We start from the raw sequence: 15,265 nt of genomic DNA, 5'->3' as shown, positions 1-15,265 counted from the left end.
ATTATGCTTGGGTCACGGATTTGAATCGACCAAGGAGTGACCTTTCACCATGAATATCACCAGCAAAGACTTGCCCGATCTGCAAATGGACACCACGTTCACCTCGCCACAAGGCAACGCCGCCGCGCAGCGAGCGATGGACTATTACTTGAAACCAGCTGTGTCAGAACCCGACGTTGACGAACGCTTCTTTGGCGTGAATCGCAACCTGAGCGGCGAAGAATCCCTGGTGCACGCATCAGATCTGTTGCGCTGTGCAGCGGCAACCGCGTTCAAGGCAGCTGACGGCCTGCAGGGCGTGAGTCGAGACCTGGCTTTTTCGGTGGTGCACATGGTGGACATGGCACGGGCGATGGTCGACCACTCGATTGATGGCGCTGGTCGCTGAGGGGAAAGCTGCGGACGTGCAGGAAAGAGTTTTCCAATCGCGCAGATAAAAATGTTTGACTTGCAAATGATAATGATTATTATTGCAGGCAGCTGGTCGCGAGATCAGTCGATGGACCAGAGACCTTAGGTCGGTCTTCTGGACTATCTCCTCATCAGGCTAATCACGGTTTTTGACCCGGCTTTTTGCCGGGTCTTTTTTTGCCAGTTTTTCTGGCTTGTGTCTTCAGGCTAATGAAGTCTTTGGGTGCTGCAAATTCGATGGCGCGGATAATAGCAAAAGAATATCGCTTGGCAATGGACACCCGGCTGCATTGGACCAAAGTAATGCCAAATAGCACTTGAGAATCAATCGCATAGACACTAAGCTGCCTGCGCGTCATGGAAGACGCCCCCCGCCACACCCCGCAATTTCCCTCGGTTTCACCCCTGCCTTGCGTGTAAAGTAGCCGCGATAAAAATCATATTCAGGAAGCGACTATGACCGTGGCCAAATCTTCGTTCGACATCAGCGCCAACTTCGACAGCGGCAACATTCAAGTGCTGGATATCAGCAATCCGCTGCAAGCCCTGCTGGCGATCAAGCCAGACACCCGCAGTCAGCATTTCCAGTGGTTTCACTTCAAGGCCAGTGGCCTGCATGTCGGCCAGGAACATTGGTTTCGCCTGAACAACGCCAGCCAGTCCTCATACAACAAAGCGTGGGATGGTTACCAGGCCGTTGCCTCCTACGATCACGTCAACTGGTTCCGCGTCCCGACCATTTTTGAAGGCGACTGCCTGCGCTTCAGCCTCGAGGCCACGGCCACTCACGCCTGGTTCGCCTATTTCGAACCTTACAGCCGTGGTCGCCATGACTGGTTGATCGAGCAAGCAGTAAGCAAGGCCGGCACCGAGCTGCTAGCGACCGGCAAAAGCGTCGAAGGTCGCGACATTCAGCTGCTGCGCAAAGGCACTGGCGCCGAAGGCCAGCGTAAAATCTGGATCATCGCCCAACAGCATCCCGGCGAGCACATGGCCGAATGGTTCATGGAAGGCGTGATCGAGCGTCTGGAACGGCACGACGATCCAGTGCTGAACAAACTGCTGGCCAGCGCCGACCTGTATCTGGTGCCGAACATGAACCCGGACGGTGCCTTCCACGGTCATTTGCGCACCAACGCTATGGGCCAGGATCTGAACCGCGCGTGGCAGAACGCGACCCAGGAAATCAGTCCGGAAGTACTTTTCGTACAGCAGCAGATGGAAAAGTACGGCGTGGATATGTTCATCGACGTACACGGTGACGAAGAAATCCCCCACGTGTTCACCGCTGGTTGCGAAGGCAATCCCGGTTTCACCCCACGGATCGAGAAGCTCGAAGAGCACTTCCGCAGCCACCTCAAGCGCACCACCAAAGACTTCCAGACCAAATACGGCTACACCCGCGACGAACCGGGGCAAGCCAACATGACGCTGGCGTGCAACAGCGTCGGCCAGAAGTTCGACTGCCTGGCACTGACGTTGGAAATGCCATTCAAGGATCACGACGATCATCCGAATGTAGAAACCGGCTGGTCGGGCAAACGCTCGAAACAACTGGGCAAGGACGTGCTGACCACCGTTGCCGACATGGTCGACACTCTGCGCTGACACCCCGCCCGCGCCGCACAAAAAATCGCAGCCAGTCTGCGATTTTTTGTGCGCGCGCAGAACCAATCAGTCGCGCGGCTTGCCGTGCAGCATGCTCTCGAGCACTTCATCGCGGCGCACCCAGCCATGGAACAGCGCCGCCGCCAGATGCAGCAACACCGTCAGAAACAGCAGATACGCCAGATAACCGTGAGCCTTGCGCAAAAACGCAAACACCTGCGCATCTGCCGGAAGAATCGACGGCAATTGCAACGAGTTGCCAAGCATCACCGGATCCCCCGCCGCACTGATCATCGCCCAGCCCAGCAGGGGCAAGATCAGCATCAACGCGTACAGCAAGACATGCGAAGCCTTGGCCGCCATCACTTGCCAGCCCGGCAAATCATCAGGCAGTGGCGGCTGACGGGTGAAAAAACGCACCAGCAGACGCACAATCACCAAAGCGAGAATCGCGATGCCCAGCGGCTTATGCAGGTTGATCAGCCATTCATGCCGCGCCGACACCGAAGCCACCATGCCCGCGCCAATAAACAGCATGGCGATGATCATCAGCGCCATCAGCCAGTGCAGAAGCCGCGCGAAAAGAGCGAAATGAGTTGGTCGCGGGCTCATGGGCGCGCCTCCTGTTTGGTGGCGGGCAATTGGCTGACTTCGCTGGTGCGACGCAGGTACGAATCGGCGTAACCGGCTGAACGCGCGGCGAGCAACGGGTCGTCGGAACCTTCGATACCGGCCGGCAAAACCAGCGGATCGTAGTTGATGTCGCGGCACTCACCACTGAGTTGCGGCTGAGTCTTCTCCAGTACCAGCGTGCCAGCATTGAGCACTTTGCGACCTTGCGGCCAGGCCTTGCTCGCGTCATTCACCGGATCGTCGGCGTTGGCCAAGGTGATGTTCAACTGAAAGCGCAACAGCCCGGAAGCCAGGCGTTTCACCAGATCTTTTTCGAGGAAGTCCGCGCCCTCCAGGGCAGTCGCGCCCGCCACGTCCTGCGCCAGTGGCGTCATGCTCCAGCGCACCGCTTGTTTCTTGCCGCTGGCATCGACCAGATAGAACGCGTTGACGCTGTTGTAGGTTTCCGTGGCATAGCTGGCCGATGGCTTGGCAGTCTTTATCCAGGTCAGGAACGGCACAGCTTCCGGATGACTGCCGAAAAACGCCGGCACCTTGGCCGGATCGGGTTTACCCGTGGCCGGATCCGGTGACTGCGCCTGCTGCAATTGATAGAACGCCTCAGGCGTACCCACCGGGAACACCGGCATGCTGTTCATCCCGGTGCGCCACTGCTGGCCGTTGGCTTGAGTGAAACGCAACGCGAGACTGCGGATCGGCACGCTGCTGTCCGGCGCGTAGGGGCTACCGGCCGGTAGTGCGAAACGTCCGACCACAGGCGTGCGCGACTCACTGAATACTTGCGCTACGGAAAACGAGCGCGCCTCGCCGCTGTTCTCGAAATGCCCGATCACGCACACACCTTTGGCGTGATTGCGGCGAAATCCCGCGTGCACGCCGCTGTTCTTTTCCAGCACATCGACCAACGCCTTGGGCGTCAGACGTAGTGGGTCAAAGGTGCCATGCACGTAGGCAAACGCCCCGGCCACCGCCGCGACAACCACGGCAATGCCGCCAAGGCGCAGCACCAGGCTCGCGGCACTCAGTGGCGGGCGTTGCGGCCCGCCAGAAGGTGAGTTGCGATCAACCATGAACGACTCCAGGGCCAGCGGCCTCAAGTAGGAAGAATCAACAAGACGCACGCCATGCGGATTTATTCCACGGCCCGGTTTTTATTTTTCCGAACCTGGAATAACCTCGAACGCCGAGCGTCTTCCTAGTCCACAGCGTAGTGACTAGCAGAACTTCATGAGCGAAATCGACGAACAACTGCGAGAAATCATTCCCGGCATGCGCCGCTTTGCCCTGTCGTTGACGCGCAACAGCAGCAGCGCCGACGATCTGGTGCAGGCCAGCCTGGAACGTGCCCTGTCGAGTTGGGCCGGCAAACGCGCGGACGGTGATTTGCGCGCGTGGCTGTTTTCGATCCTCTATCGGCAGTTCCTCGATGCCCATCGACGTTCCCGGCGTTATGCGCGGATGCTCGAATTTTTCACCGGTCGCGACGACGCCGAGCCCTCGGCGGAACGCACGGTGATCGCCCAATCGACCCTGCAAGCTTTCGATCGTTTACCCACTGAACAGCGCGCCCTGCTGCTGATGGTTTCAGTCGAAGGTTTGACCTATAAAGAGGTTGCCGAGATTCTCGACGTCCCCACCGGCACCGTGATGTCGCGTCTGTCCCGCGCGCGCCAGGCTTTGCGTCAGCTCAGCGACGGCGAAATCAGCAGCCCTTCCTTGCGGATACTCAAATGATCAGCCTGCCGCCCAACGAGCGTGATCTGCACGCCTACGTCGACCACCAACTCAGCACTGCCGACCGACTTGTGCTGGAAACCTGGCTGGCCAGCCACCCTGACCAAGCCGCGCAAGTGCGTGCCTGGCAACTGGATGCCCAGCACCTGCGTGCCGCACTCGGCGGTGCATTGCAGCAGCCGGCCAATCCGGAACTCGATCCGGCGCTGATTCGCCAGCGCCTCAAACGGCAGTCGCGCAAGGCCTGGGCCAGCGCCGCTGTGTTGCTGATTGCGGTCAGCGTCGGTGGATTCGGTGGCTGGCAGGCGCGTGACATGACCGTGGTGCACGCCCCGGCACCGATGACCGATGCCTTGCAGGCTTATCGCTTGATCGCCCAGCAAGGCATGCTGCCGGCCGACTATAAGGTCGATGGCGACGGCGACATGCAGCGCTGGCTCGACCGTTACTTCACTCAGGCCAATCGCCTGCCGGATCTGACGGCGGCCGGGTTTTCGCCGGTCAGCGGACGCTTGCTGAGTACCGATGAAGGCCCGGCGGCGATGGTCATGTATGAGGATCACGGCGGACACAAAATCAGCTTTTACGTGCGCCCACCGGGTCCGAAGAATACTTTTCTACCGCGCGGCAGTCGCAGTGACGGCGAATTGCGCGCGGACTATTGGTCGGGTAGCGGTTACAACTATGCGATGGTCAGCCCGACCGATACACCGGCGGCGCAGGTGCTCAAGCAATCGCTGCAATTCTGAGAAATCAGAACCCGACATCCAGCACCACATTGTCCACATAGGTCCCGCCCGGCGGCGTGGCCTGATCGGTATAAATCTTCGCGTTGTAATTGAAGATCTGACTGCCGGTGCCCAGTCCGTTGCCGGGATTGACTTCGGCATCCGTGCTGGCGCGGCGGGCGGCACCAACGCTGCCCCAACGCGTGGTGCCAGCGCTTTTGAAGATGTCGTAGGCCAGATAATTGCCCGATGACACCATGCGCCGCCGTCCGCCAACGCTCAGTGGATTTTGTCCGTCGCTCAAACCCACGGTGTAGGCGCTGCCCTTGGTGCACGCCAGATTGATCGTCTGCCCGGTCACCGGGGTAAACGCGCTGATCACCGGAGCGCTGCCGAACGCGATGTTCGGCGCGGTAATCGTGCAATCGTTGGACACCGTCAGGTTGACCGTCAGCGTGGTGGTGCCGCTGCCGATATCGCGACCCAGACAAATCGCGCCGATGCCGATTCCGGAGCAGTAATTCCAGTTCCAGAAGATGCTCAGAGTTTCGGTATACACCCCCGCCGCGACGTTGCTGCCGATGGTGGTGCCGAGGTACAGCGGCACGGTTTTCGGCACCGGCCCGGCGAGCAGGCCAAGAGCATCAATGATGCCGTTGCGGGCGAAGTCGTAAGCGGTGCCGCGTGTCAGCGGGTAGCTGGTGCTGTTGTTGGCGTAGATCGTGTAGCCGATCACATCACCGGTCGGCCCGAGCAAGCCGCTTTGACTGGAAGTGACAGTGGCCCAGAAACGGTCATTGCTGGTCAACAACGACAGCAATGATCCGGTACAACTCAAACCGCCGTTCAAGGTGGAGCTGTTTTGCGCCGTGGTGCGCAGCGCGATCGAACTGATCGAACCGAACGCCGCTGGCGTGGTGCTGACCACTGCACATGCAGCCTGCGCCGCCCCCGGTAACATCAGCAGCAGCCACAAATAAAACCTGCTCATCGGCACACCAACGGGCCAATCAGCGGCACTTGATCCTGATTCATATCGACGTCGAATTGCACCTGACAGGATTTGCCGTCCGCCAGACTCACTTGCAGCGAGTTATGCGGCTGGAGGTTTTCCAGATAGACCAAGCCGTCCCAGCCAACAACCGTGCGCGCACCGCTCTGCTCGTGCAGCACGCCACTGCCGAGGGGTAGTTCGCGCTGGTGCGCATCCACCAGCACGATGCTCGCGGCAATCACCCGGCTTAGCGGAAACTCCAGCAGATAGCCACTGCCACGCCGCACCGCGATGCGCTGTTCGACGTTCGGGCTGCGCACGTTGGCCGGCAGGTTCAGCGGATCGATTTCGTACTTGCCACGGTAGTAAGCGCTGCTCCACGGCACCAGCAAATGACCGTTGCGATCGGTCTGGCCGACTTGCTGATTCTCGTAGCGCACCGGAATGTCTGCATAGCCATCGGTACTGACCACCACAAACGCGTCGTCGATGCGGTTGGCGGCGAACATCTGCCGATCCATCCACACCAGCGAACCGCTGGCGTCGGCCCAACGGGTCTCGGCATCCGCTGAGCCATAGACCCCGGCTTGCAACTGCACCGACTGCAGGCGCCAGGTCACGTCAGCCTGACGGTAATCGGCGCCGTCACCCTTGGCATACCCCAGATTGAAACCCACCCCGCCTTCGGAAGGCACGGCGCGGCTGTAGTTGACCCGCTGCTGCGACTGCCCGGTTTTGCTGCGCTCGCTGCTGATCGCCAGACTCCCACGCAGGTCGAACGGGACCACCAGTTGCGCCTGCACCGCCCAGTTGCTGTCGCCGATCTCGCGGTTGGCCGACAGGTAGAAACTGCTGTTGCGCCACAGCGGTTTGCTCCAGCTCAGGTTGAGCAAGCGGGTGCGTGAATCGTCCGCCGCGCGAATGTCGAAATAACCTGCGCCAAGGCTGCCCCAGCGCTCGAGGTTGACGCTCAGGGTCGCCTGTTCGCTGCGCCGACTGAGGCTGATGTAATCGCTGTCGACTACGGTCAGATCGGCGTACTGATCGCGGCGTTGCAAGCGTTGATACGAGAAGCTGAAACGCTGGTTGCTGTACTGATAGCCGAGGCTCAGTTGCTGGCCGCTGTCGCCATCGAAACGGCTCTGACTGAGCGCACTGTTGAGCACGCCGAAATTGCCCAGCCGCAGATTGCCGCCGAGCCCGCCAAGGGTCAGGGTATCGGCCGCTTCGGCGTGGCTCTCGAGGGTGAAGCTGTCGCTGATGCCGTAGCGCAGACTGGCCGAGGACACGCCCGGCCCGTAACTGAAATCCTTCAAACCGTAATCCCGGCGCAAGGTACCGGCCGCCACCGAAAAATCGCTCAGGCCTTTTTGCAACAGGTTGCTGGTGACGTAGAACGGCACAGTGGTCGACACCTGCCGACCGAGTGCGTCAGTGGTGACGACGACCGCTTCGCCCGCGCCGTTGATGAACGGAATATTGGTCAGGGTGTACGGTCCCGGTTGCAGATCGGCGCTGCTGGATTTGTAGCCGTTGATGAACAGATCCACCGAGGACGGCACCGCCGCTTCCCCGGCGAATTGCGGCAGCGGATAGGTCACCAGATCCGGACGCATCGCAAAATCTCGGGAAAACTGCACGCCGCCGAGTCGCACCGAACTGCTCCAGGGCAAGGCGCTACTGATCACGTCGCCCGCCTCGTAGGTGAGCATCTGTTCGTCATCGGAATAACGCCACGTCGTGTCGTAGCGCAGATAACCGTTGCTCAGCGTACTGACGGCATCGCCGGATAACGTGCGGCGGTACTGCCCGGTGTTGGACAGCGTGCCCCAACTGTCGAAGACCCGCACTTCGTTCCACGCCGCGAGGTAGGTGCCGGCGTCATCGGTGTCGTTGAGGTACAGGTCGTAGTTGAACAGCGCGCCGAAACTGCTCAGCGCCGGGGTGCGCGGGTAGACCTCGCGGTTGCCGATGAACTGCTCGGGCAGCCAGTCCGGCGGCACATCCAGCAGCACGCGTTGGCCGACGCTGTCGTAATCGCTGTGCAGGCCCGGCAAGCCGTCGAGATCGACTTCGGCGCCGAGCGTGTCGGGCAGTTGCATGCCGGTATCGCGCAACACACTGGCCGGCAGAAACAGCCGCCCGCCGCGCTGCGCCACCGCCACCACGCGCCCGGTATTCATCTGATTGACCACCAGCTCCAGAAACAACTGTACATCGCTCACGGCCTCCATGCCGCTGGGCGACGGCGGCAGATCGCCAGCCCCCGATGGATGAACAAACACCAGGCAACACGCGCCGGTCATGAGCCACAACGGACGCTGAATACGACGAGCCCATCCCGAACTCATTAGCGCTGTACGTCCATCAATGGACAGAATCCTCCTGATCCCGCTCGCAGCCGCCCGGTCAACTGCCTGCCCTGGCGGTCCCGTATTGCTTGTTTAGCTGGCTAGCGTGCAGGAGCGATGCTCTGTACCTGCGGCGCGCCATTGACCCGCCCCGCCAGTTCGCCTGCCACCGGCCCCGGCGCCGGCCAACGCATCACCGCACCCGGCAGGACGTAACCCAGCAACCCTTCGGCCAGCGGTTTGCTCTGTCCACCCTGCTTGAATGCCACATCGGTCAACCGTGCATGCACCGCGCCCTGATTGCGCACTTCCACATACGGCCGGCCATCCACTGCAACGGTGCGCCAGCTCAATTGCGGCAGGCCGATGCTCTTGGGATCGCGCTGGCGGGTGCTGTCTTCCTTGCTCCACAGCCCGGCGCCATAGGCGAACAGCGGCACTGAATAGCGCATCTGAAAACGGATCGCTGCGGCGGTCTTGCCGCCCTCGGCGGCGGGCGGTTGGGCGGAAGGGATTTCATCGATGATGATTCGGTAGGCGAGTTCCTGTCCCGGTGGCACGTCCCGGGTTCGGGTCAGCCGTACCAGTTGCTTTTGCCCCGGCTCGATCTTCGCCACTGGCGGGCTGCCGATCACGTCGCGCTGATTCTGGTATTGCTCGGCGAAGCCGCTCTGGTTCCAGGCGAACACGCGGATCTGCAAGTTGGCGGTTTCCGTGCCGCGATTTTCCAGCCACAGCGCACTGGCCTGTTGATCGGCCTCGAGCACCGGATCGATCGGCCAGATCAGCACCGAACTCGCCGCCTGCGCATTCACCTCGGTAAACACGACCAGCGCCAGCATCGCGCAACGCACGAACATATGCCGTGACGTGGAAAACCCCATAAAACCACTCCTTGTCGTTCACATCACCACGACAGCTGCACCTGCAACACGTCGCTGTACGTCCCCCCAGGCTGATTGCCCGGCAATTGCACCTGACCGTAAATCGGCAGGCTGATGTTGTTGGCATCGCTGTAGGCCACCGCCACGCTCTGGCCGATGCCCAGGCTCTGGCTGTAAGCAGCGTCGCGAAACAGCGCATACGCCACCCGCGCGCTGCCGCTGTTGAGCTGCATGTGCCGGCCACTGCTGTTGTACTGGCCGCCGTCGACGGTCATGTTCAACGTCACGCCCGGCGTGCATTGCAATTGCACGCCGCCGGTCAGCGCGACTTGCACGGTGTTGGTGGCCAGTGCCGAGCGTGTGCCGAAATTCAAGCCGCCGTAATTCGACACCCCGCCCACCACCAGACAACCCGGCGTCACCGTGGCGCTGACCTGAAAACTCTGGCTGGTCACCGCCGCCAGCGGCAATGGCACGCTGCACGCGCACAGCACAAGCAGCGCCGCGCAACCTGATCGGCGCATGGCACTAGAACGTCAGTTCAACAGCAATGGTGTCGGTATAGGTCCCGGCTGGCAGCCCGGCCTTGCCGACGGCCTGACCGTAGAGATTCACCGTTTGCGCCACGCCGGTACTCGCCGAGAGGTTGACCACCCCGTCGATGGCCAGCAACTGCGAATGCCCGGCGTCGGTGTACAAGTCGTACGGCACGTAGTTGGCGACGCCGTCGTACAGCGCGCGCGTGCCGCCGGGGGACAGCCCGTCATGCGCACCGGCGCGTACCTTGACCGTCGGCGTGGTGCCGGCCGAGCACAGAATCGACAACGCCCCGCCGCCACCGCCAAGCACTTGCCCGGTGGCAGTGGTGAACAGACTGTTGGCGGTGCCGAAGTTCAAGGCACCGAAGTTCAGCCCGGTGGAACCGCCGGATCCGTTGACCTGGCAACTGCTGGTCAGAATCAGGCTGGAAGTGATCTGCCCGGTGACCGTGGTGGCGGCGTTGACGCTGGAAGCCAGCGTCAGGCCGAGCAACGACAAACCAATCCTTGATGCAATCGTACGCATGGTGTCCGTCCTCTACGGGGTTACCAGTCGAGCGTTACCGTCAGGGTGTCGGTATAGACCCCGGCCGGTACCGCGCGGGTGTTCGCCACCACCGAGCCAAATACCGGGATCGGTATTTGCGCGCCGTTGGTGACAGCGAAGTTGTGTTGTTGACCGATGCTGTAGCTCTGCATGCCCGAAGGATCGAGGGAGAGCTGATAGGGGATGGTCTGGCGCCCGTTGCTCAGGCGCCGGGTGGTGCCGTCGCCATGCGCGCCGCCGTCGATGGTCACAATGAAACCGGTGACTGAAGGATTGCACGCGACATTCAGCTTGCCGCTGCTGTCAGTGCTGAGGCTGGCCTTGATCGGCGCGTACCAGGTCGGGCCTTGCTGACCGAAATCGAGTTTGCCCAGATCGCCGACCGGGCCCGGGCTGGCGCCGTTGGTCACTTCGCAGCCTGCGATCAGCACCAGCCGCGCGTGGATTTGCCCACTGACCGCCGCTCGTGCGTGTTCGGTGAGCAACAGCAGCGCGCCCGTGGCGATTACCAGCCAGTGCTTGCTTGTCATTGCGCTTGCCCTACTCCTTCAGGATCACTCGACCATCGCGCTCGTCATCGAGCGCCCCTTCCTTGCGCAACCCGAATCCAGCGGGTTGCCGACTGACCCGATGCAATCACCAGGTCACAGTCACTTTGACCAGATCCGAATAACGGCTGACGCGCGGCACTTCGGCCATGCGCTCAATCCGCGCGTATAACGGCAATTCCACTGTGCCGGTGTCCGGCACTCGGCCACTCACTGGCACATCCACCACCAGCGGCACCCGCCGCGCGGCATCTTGATACAACCGATACGGAATCGGTTTGCTGCCCGCCTCGCCCGCCATGTAGCGCACTTCGCCGACGCCGCCGTGCAAGCCACCATCGACACGCATCTGATACGGCGTGTCCGGGTTGCATTCCAGCCGTGGCAGGCGCTGGTTGGTCAGTGCCGCACCGAGCGGCCCGGCCGGGTCATCGAGCCGCGCGGTGCTGCCAAAGTCGAGCACGCCCAACTGCTCGATTCCGGCCTCGCGCTGCTGGCCGACCAACTGGCAGCCGCGCTGCACATCGACTCGCACCTCGACCTGCAAGTCGGCGGCGAAGACTGGCGCTGCGAGCCCGCCGAGCAATGCCCAGACCAGCCTTGTGTTCACTGCGCGTTCCTTGTGTGCGGTGGTTACTGTGTTCCAGATTAGCAACGGACGGCGATTGCGCCAGTCGATTGGATCCAGTGTTCTGCCGGGATATGTTTCGAAAGGTTGACGAGACTGCCGCTTATGCCGCTGAGAAAAGCTGTACGCGCCGCAGATTGTTGTCCAGCCACAGCCCGGGTGAGCAACCGCAGTGGAAGGCAAACTACCCATCTGGTTACACTACCCCGCCGCGCTCGGGGGAGCCGGTCTGCCGCCATCGGAGTAACCTTACAGTGCCCGCTCGACCACCCAAACGCCCGCCCCTGACCCAGCGCTTTTCAGTGTTGGGCCGACTGCTCGGCAAAAGTCGCCCGTCCAGTGCGGGGCATTGCGTCAGTGCACAAGCGATCCGTGATTACTTTCGCAACCAGGCCCACGCGCAGGGCTACACCCTCAGCCATAGCCAGCAACGCGTCATCGATTGCCTCGCACAACAAGCCGGACTTTTGCTTGGCAACAAGCCGCAGATACCACCAAGCCTGTACCTGCACGGCGCCGTCGGGCGCGGCAAGAGCTGGCTGCTGGACGGTTTTTTTCATGCCCTGCCAATCGAGCAGAAACGCCGCCTGCACTTCCATGAGTTTTTCGCCCAATTGCATCAAGGCATATTCCGCCATCGCGACCAGGACGATGCGCTCGCCGTCACCCTCGATGCATTGTTCGAGGACTGCCGGGTGCTGTGTTTCGACGAGTTTCATGTGCATGACATCGGCGATGCGATGCTCATCAACCGGCTGTTCAAGGCGCTGTTCAAGCGCGGGATTTTGTTGCTGGTAACGTCCAATTATCCGCCGGAAGGTTTACTGCCGAATCCGCTGTATCACGCGCGGTTCAAACCGGTGATCGATCTGATCAACGCGCGCATGCAGGTCATGGAAGTCGGCGGCCCGCACGATTACCGCAGCCAGGTGCGCCACCACGCGCATCAGGTGTTCACCCACGGGCATTACGTGTGGCCAGCCAGCGCCGAGCAACGCCGGGCCTTGAAGCTGCCGCAAAGCAATGCCCCGGCGCAGCAGCTCAAGGTCGGTGCACGAGAACTGCAAGCGCGGCTGTGTGAAGAGCGCCGCGTCGGTTTCACCTTCGCCGATCTGTGCGAACAACCGACAGCGGTGATGGACTATCTGGAATTGTGCCGGCAGTTCGACCGCTGGATCATCGACGACCTGCCGCAACTCGGGGAATGCTCGATCGCCGCTCAGCAGCGCTTCATCAACCTGATCGACGTGCTTTACGATCAGGACAAACACCTGACCCTGCTCGGCCAGCTACCCTTGGGCGAAAGCCTTGCCGGTGACGCCATCGACCTCGCCCGCACCCGCAGTCGCTTGGGGCAACTGTCAGAAGTGCGCGAATAGCCAACCGTCTGGCGCTATCATGTCGCCCAACTTCCGGCGCCTCGCGCCTATCTGTCTAAAGCGAACACCTTCATGCACACCCTTGCTCAATTGCGCGCCGGCGAGTTGTCGGGCATCACTCGTCTGGATCTGGCGGAAGGCCTGAGCGAATTTCCGCGGGAAATTTTCGACCTCGCCGATTCGCTGGAAGTCCTCAACCTCAGCGGCAATGCCTTGAGCAGTCTGCCGGATGACTTGCATCGGCTGACGCACCTGCGGGTGCTGTTCTGTTCGGATAACCTGTTTACCGAGTTGCCGGCGTGCCTGGGTCAGTGCCCGGCATTGACGATGATCGGCTTCAAGTCCAACCGCATCTCCCATGTGCCCGGCGCGGCGCTGCCGCCGCTGTTGCGCTGGTTGATCCTGACTGACAACTGCATCGAAACCCTGCCCGTCGAACTCGGCGAACGCCCGCAGTTGCAGAAACTCATGCTGGCGGGCAATCGTCTGCAAACGTTACCGCCATCGTTGAGCCAATGTCACAGGCTGGAGTTGCTCAGGATCGCCGCCAATCGGATGACCGAACTGCCGCAATGGCTGCTGACCCTGCCGAGCCTGACCTGGCTGGCCTATGCCGGCAATCCGCTGGAGACCGAAGCAGACGCGGCGGCACTTGAAGCGACGCCGATCATTGACTGGTCGACCTTGCGTCTGGAACAGCAACTCGGTGAAGGCGCTTCCGGGGTGATTTCCCGGGCGATCTGGCAACCTGCCGATCAGCCGACCACGCAAGTGGCGGTAAAACTCTACAAAGGCGAAATGACCAGCGACGGCTCGCCGCTGCACGAAATGAACGCCTGCATCACCGCTGGATTGCACCCGAATCTGATTCGCGTCGAAGGACGCATCGGCAACCATCCGGATGGTCAGCAAGGGCTGGTGATGCAACTGATCGACCCGAGTTATCTCAATCTGGCCGGATTGCCAAGCCTGGTGTCCTGCTCGCGGGATGTGTATGCCGAGGACTGCCGTTTTACGGCCGAGGTCGCGTTGCGCATTGCGCGGGGCATCGCCGCAGTTGCCGAGCATTTGCATCGACAAGGCATCACTCACGGTGATCTGTACGGGCACAACATTCTGTTGAATGAGCGTGGTGATTGTCTGTTGGGGGATTTTGGTGCGGCATCGTTCCATGCCACCGAAGACAGTCGGGAAACCCGTGCCTTGCAACGCATTGAAGTACGCGCGTTCGGGGTGCTGCTGGGTGAATTGCTGGCGCGCATCGACTCGGGGTTGAGCGATGGGCAGCGTGTGGCACTGGAAGATCTCGAGCGGCGCTGCTGTCAGCCGGATGTGCTGGGGCGGCCGGGGTTCAGCGAGGTTGTGCAGTTGCTGCATAACCTGTGATCGCCTGGATTCTGTGGCGAGGGAGCTTGCTCCCGCTCGGCTGCGTAGCAGTCGTCTGATTGGGACGGCTTCGCCATCCAGCGGGAGCAAGCTCCCTCGCCACAGGTCGATCACATCTGCCGCAGGTTAGCCCGCCAATCCGACAAACATATCCTGCACGTCGTCATGGTTATCGAGGCCTTCAAGGAACGCCTCGACTTCAGCCATCTGCTCATCACTCAAACCGCTGACCGGGTTCTTCGGCTGGTAGCCCAGCTTGGCCGACAACACGGTGAAGCCCTGCTCCGGCAGTGCTTTCTGCACGGCATCGAGGTCAGTCGGATCGGTCAGGAACAACGTCGCGCCGTCTTCGCCCGCCTCGAAATCCTGGGCACCGGCTTCAATCGCAGCCATTTCCGGATCGGAATCCGCGCTGTCCGCCGAAGCTTCGATCATGCCGACGTGGTTGAAGTCCCAGGCCACCGAACCGGACGCACCCAATTGTCCCTTGCGGAACGCCACGCGGATTTCCGCCACGGTGCGGTTGATGTTGTCGGTGACACACTCGACGATCAACGGCACCTGATGCGGAGCAAAACCTTCGTAGGTCACGCGATGGTATTGCACGGTTTCGCCAAGCAGGCCCGCGCCTTTCTTGATCGCGCGGTCCAGGGTTTCTTTCGGCATCGAAGCTTTTTTGGCTTGTTCGACCACCAGACGCAAATGTGCGTTGGTCGCGGTATCCGCACCGTTGCGCGCAGCAATCGTGATTTCCTTGACCAGTTTGCCGAAGATCTTGCCCTTGGCGTTGGATGCCGCTTCTTTGTGTTTAACCTTCCACTGTGCGCCCATTACTCACTCTCTTGATCTGTGGCGCCGAGACATTTATTGGCCGACGCGGTGGCGCCAAGTTTAT

General features: G+C 61.2%; 17 protein-coding genes. 6 read left to right on the top strand and 11 right to left on the bottom strand.

Going from position 1 to position 15,265, the window contains the following annotated elements; genetic code table 11:
• Positions 1 to 49: 49 nt before the first annotated feature.
• Positions 50 to 388: a DUF6124 family protein gene (locus tag ACOI8A_RS19055; protein WP_420650109.1), complete on the top strand. Its 339-nt coding sequence runs from the start codon at positions 50 to 52 to the stop codon at positions 386 to 388.
• A 163-nt stretch (positions 389 to 551) separates the two neighbouring features.
• On the opposite strand, the gene ACOI8A_RS19050 is transcribed toward ACOI8A_RS19055, so the two are convergent.
• Complete coding sequence (locus ACOI8A_RS19050) at positions 552 to 770, bottom strand: hypothetical protein (RefSeq protein WP_420650110.1); 219 nt, start codon at positions 768 to 770, stop codon at positions 552 to 554.
• Between the two features lie 97 nt (positions 771 to 867).
• On the opposite strand from ACOI8A_RS19050, the gene ACOI8A_RS19045 reads away from it, so the two are divergent.
• Positions 868 to 2,019, top strand: coding sequence for a M14 family metallopeptidase (locus tag ACOI8A_RS19045; protein ID WP_420650111.1), 1,152 nt, complete (start codon positions 868 to 870; stop codon positions 2,017 to 2,019).
• Positions 2,020 to 2,085: 66 nt separating this feature from the next.
• Here ACOI8A_RS19045 and ACOI8A_RS19040 read toward each other — a convergent pair whose 3' ends face one another.
• Positions 2,086 to 2,631, bottom strand: a complete 546-nt coding sequence (locus tag ACOI8A_RS19040; RefSeq protein WP_420650112.1) for a cytochrome b — start codon at positions 2,629 to 2,631, stop codon at positions 2,086 to 2,088.
• Positions 2,628 to 3,722 (bottom strand): catalase family peroxidase, encoded by a 1,095-nt coding sequence (locus ACOI8A_RS19035; protein WP_420650113.1) that lies wholly within the window; start codon positions 3,720 to 3,722, stop codon positions 2,628 to 2,630. Before ACOI8A_RS19035 ends, ACOI8A_RS19040 begins: the two co-directional genes overlap by 4 nt.
• A 157-nt stretch (positions 3,723 to 3,879) precedes the next feature.
• Between ACOI8A_RS19035 and ACOI8A_RS19030 the strand changes: the two genes are divergently transcribed.
• Together ACOI8A_RS19030 and ACOI8A_RS19025 are read left to right on the top strand one after the other, a co-directional pair.
• Complete coding sequence (locus ACOI8A_RS19030) at positions 3,880 to 4,386, top strand: sigma-70 family RNA polymerase sigma factor (protein WP_420650114.1); 507 nt, start codon at positions 3,880 to 3,882, stop codon at positions 4,384 to 4,386.
• Entirely contained in the window at positions 4,383 to 5,135 is a 753-nt protein-coding gene (locus ACOI8A_RS19025) for an anti-sigma factor family protein (RefSeq protein WP_420650115.1), read from the top strand. The genes ACOI8A_RS19030 and ACOI8A_RS19025 overlap by 4 nt, the downstream gene beginning before the upstream one ends.
• A gap of 4 nt (positions 5,136 to 5,139) precedes the next feature.
• On the opposite strand, the gene ACOI8A_RS19020 is transcribed toward ACOI8A_RS19025, so the two are convergent.
• The 7 genes from ACOI8A_RS19020 to ACOI8A_RS18990 all read right to left on the bottom strand — a co-directional run bounded on the left by ACOI8A_RS19020 (position 5,140) and on the right by ACOI8A_RS18990 (position 11,587).
• The gene (locus tag ACOI8A_RS19020) at positions 5,140 to 6,105 is read right to left on the bottom strand and encodes a spore coat U domain-containing protein (RefSeq protein WP_420650116.1); all 966 of its coding nucleotides are present in this window, start codon (positions 6,103 to 6,105) and stop codon (positions 5,140 to 5,142) included.
• On the bottom strand, positions 6,102 to 8,459 hold the full coding sequence (locus ACOI8A_RS19015) for a fimbria/pilus outer membrane usher protein (protein ID WP_420650117.1): 2,358 nt from the start codon (positions 8,457 to 8,459) through the stop codon (positions 6,102 to 6,104). The genes ACOI8A_RS19020 and ACOI8A_RS19015 overlap by 4 nt, the downstream gene beginning before the upstream one ends.
• Positions 8,460 to 8,560: 101 nt before the next feature.
• Positions 8,561 to 9,343, bottom strand: coding sequence for a molecular chaperone (locus ACOI8A_RS19010; protein WP_420650118.1), 783 nt, complete (start codon positions 9,341 to 9,343; stop codon positions 8,561 to 8,563).
• Positions 9,344 to 9,366: 23 nt separating this feature from the next.
• On the bottom strand, positions 9,367 to 9,867 hold the full coding sequence (locus ACOI8A_RS19005) for a spore coat U domain-containing protein (RefSeq protein ID WP_420650119.1): 501 nt from the start codon (positions 9,865 to 9,867) through the stop codon (positions 9,367 to 9,369).
• A gap of 4 nt (positions 9,868 to 9,871) precedes the next feature.
• Positions 9,872 to 10,408 (bottom strand): spore coat U domain-containing protein, encoded by a 537-nt coding sequence (locus tag ACOI8A_RS19000; RefSeq protein ID WP_420650120.1) that lies wholly within the window; start codon positions 10,406 to 10,408, stop codon positions 9,872 to 9,874.
• Between the two features lie 20 nt (positions 10,409 to 10,428).
• Positions 10,429 to 10,959 carry a spore coat U domain-containing protein gene (locus tag ACOI8A_RS18995; protein ID WP_420650121.1) on the bottom strand — a complete coding sequence of 177 codons (531 nt, stop codon included), beginning with the start codon at positions 10,957 to 10,959 and terminating at the stop codon, positions 10,429 to 10,431.
• Positions 10,960 to 11,065: 106 nt separating this feature from the next.
• Positions 11,066 to 11,587, bottom strand: coding sequence for a spore coat U domain-containing protein (locus ACOI8A_RS18990; protein ID WP_420650122.1), 522 nt, complete (start codon positions 11,585 to 11,587; stop codon positions 11,066 to 11,068).
• A 272-nt stretch (positions 11,588 to 11,859) separates the two neighbouring features.
• On the opposite strand from ACOI8A_RS18990, the gene zapE reads away from it, so the two are divergent.
• Positions 11,860 to 12,984, top strand: a complete 1,125-nt coding sequence (zapE, locus tag ACOI8A_RS18985; RefSeq protein WP_420650123.1) for a cell division protein ZapE — start codon at positions 11,860 to 11,862, stop codon at positions 12,982 to 12,984.
• Between the two features lie 72 nt (positions 12,985 to 13,056).
• Positions 13,057 to 14,370, top strand: a complete 1,314-nt coding sequence (locus ACOI8A_RS18980) for a leucine-rich repeat-containing protein kinase family protein (protein ID WP_420650124.1) — start codon at positions 13,057 to 13,059, stop codon at positions 14,368 to 14,370.
• Between the two features lie 126 nt (positions 14,371 to 14,496).
• Here the strand turns inward: ACOI8A_RS18980 and ACOI8A_RS18975 are convergent, their stop codons facing one another.
• Positions 14,497 to 15,201: a YebC/PmpR family DNA-binding transcriptional regulator gene (locus tag ACOI8A_RS18975; RefSeq protein ID WP_420650125.1), complete on the bottom strand. Its 705-nt coding sequence runs from the start codon at positions 15,199 to 15,201 to the stop codon at positions 14,497 to 14,499.
• Between the last annotated feature and the right edge of the window lie 64 nt (positions 15,202 to 15,265).

It is taken from the genome of Pseudomonas sp. P4795 (assembly GCF_048822895.1).
Classification (GTDB): Bacteria; Pseudomonadota; Gammaproteobacteria; order Pseudomonadales; family Pseudomonadaceae; genus Aquipseudomonas.
Note: the sequence above shows the minus strand (reverse complement) of the source record. Positions and strands in the feature narration are given on the sequence as shown.

Coding starts and splice junctions, on each gene's coding strand:
- ACOI8A_RS19005 (WP_420650119.1), bottom strand. CDS start 9,867: ATGCGCCGATCAGGTTGCGCGGCGCTGCTTGTGCTGTGCGCGTGCAGC.
- ACOI8A_RS19030 (WP_420650114.1), top strand. CDS start 3,880: ATGAGCGAAATCGACGAACAACTGCGAGAAATCATTCCCGGCATGCGC.
- ACOI8A_RS19010 (WP_420650118.1), bottom strand. CDS start 9,343: ATGGGGTTTTCCACGTCACGGCATATGTTCGTGCGTTGCGCGATGCTG.
- ACOI8A_RS19015 (WP_420650117.1), bottom strand. CDS start 8,459: ATGAGTTCGGGATGGGCTCGTCGTATTCAGCGTCCGTTGTGGCTCATG.
- ACOI8A_RS19045 (WP_420650111.1), top strand. CDS start 868: ATGACCGTGGCCAAATCTTCGTTCGACATCAGCGCCAACTTCGACAGC.
- ACOI8A_RS18980 (WP_420650124.1), top strand. CDS start 13,057: ATGCACACCCTTGCTCAATTGCGCGCCGGCGAGTTGTCGGGCATCACT.
- ACOI8A_RS19000 (WP_420650120.1), bottom strand. CDS start 10,408: ATGCGTACGATTGCATCAAGGATTGGTTTGTCGTTGCTCGGCCTGACG.
- ACOI8A_RS19020 (WP_420650116.1), bottom strand. CDS start 6,105: ATGAGCAGGTTTTATTTGTGGCTGCTGCTGATGTTACCGGGGGCGGCG.
- ACOI8A_RS19035 (WP_420650113.1), bottom strand. CDS start 3,722: ATGGTTGATCGCAACTCACCTTCTGGCGGGCCGCAACGCCCGCCACTG.
- ACOI8A_RS18975 (WP_420650125.1), bottom strand. CDS start 15,201: ATGGGCGCACAGTGGAAGGTTAAACACAAAGAAGCGGCATCCAACGCC.
- ACOI8A_RS19040 (WP_420650112.1), bottom strand. CDS start 2,631: ATGAGCCCGCGACCAACTCATTTCGCTCTTTTCGCGCGGCTTCTGCAC.
- ACOI8A_RS19055 (WP_420650109.1), top strand. CDS start 50: ATGAATATCACCAGCAAAGACTTGCCCGATCTGCAAATGGACACCACG.
- ACOI8A_RS18995 (WP_420650121.1), bottom strand. CDS start 10,959: ATGACAAGCAAGCACTGGCTGGTAATCGCCACGGGCGCGCTGCTGTTG.
- ACOI8A_RS19025 (WP_420650115.1), top strand. CDS start 4,383: ATGATCAGCCTGCCGCCCAACGAGCGTGATCTGCACGCCTACGTCGAC.
- ACOI8A_RS19050 (WP_420650110.1), bottom strand. CDS start 770: ATGACGCGCAGGCAGCTTAGTGTCTATGCGATTGATTCTCAAGTGCTA.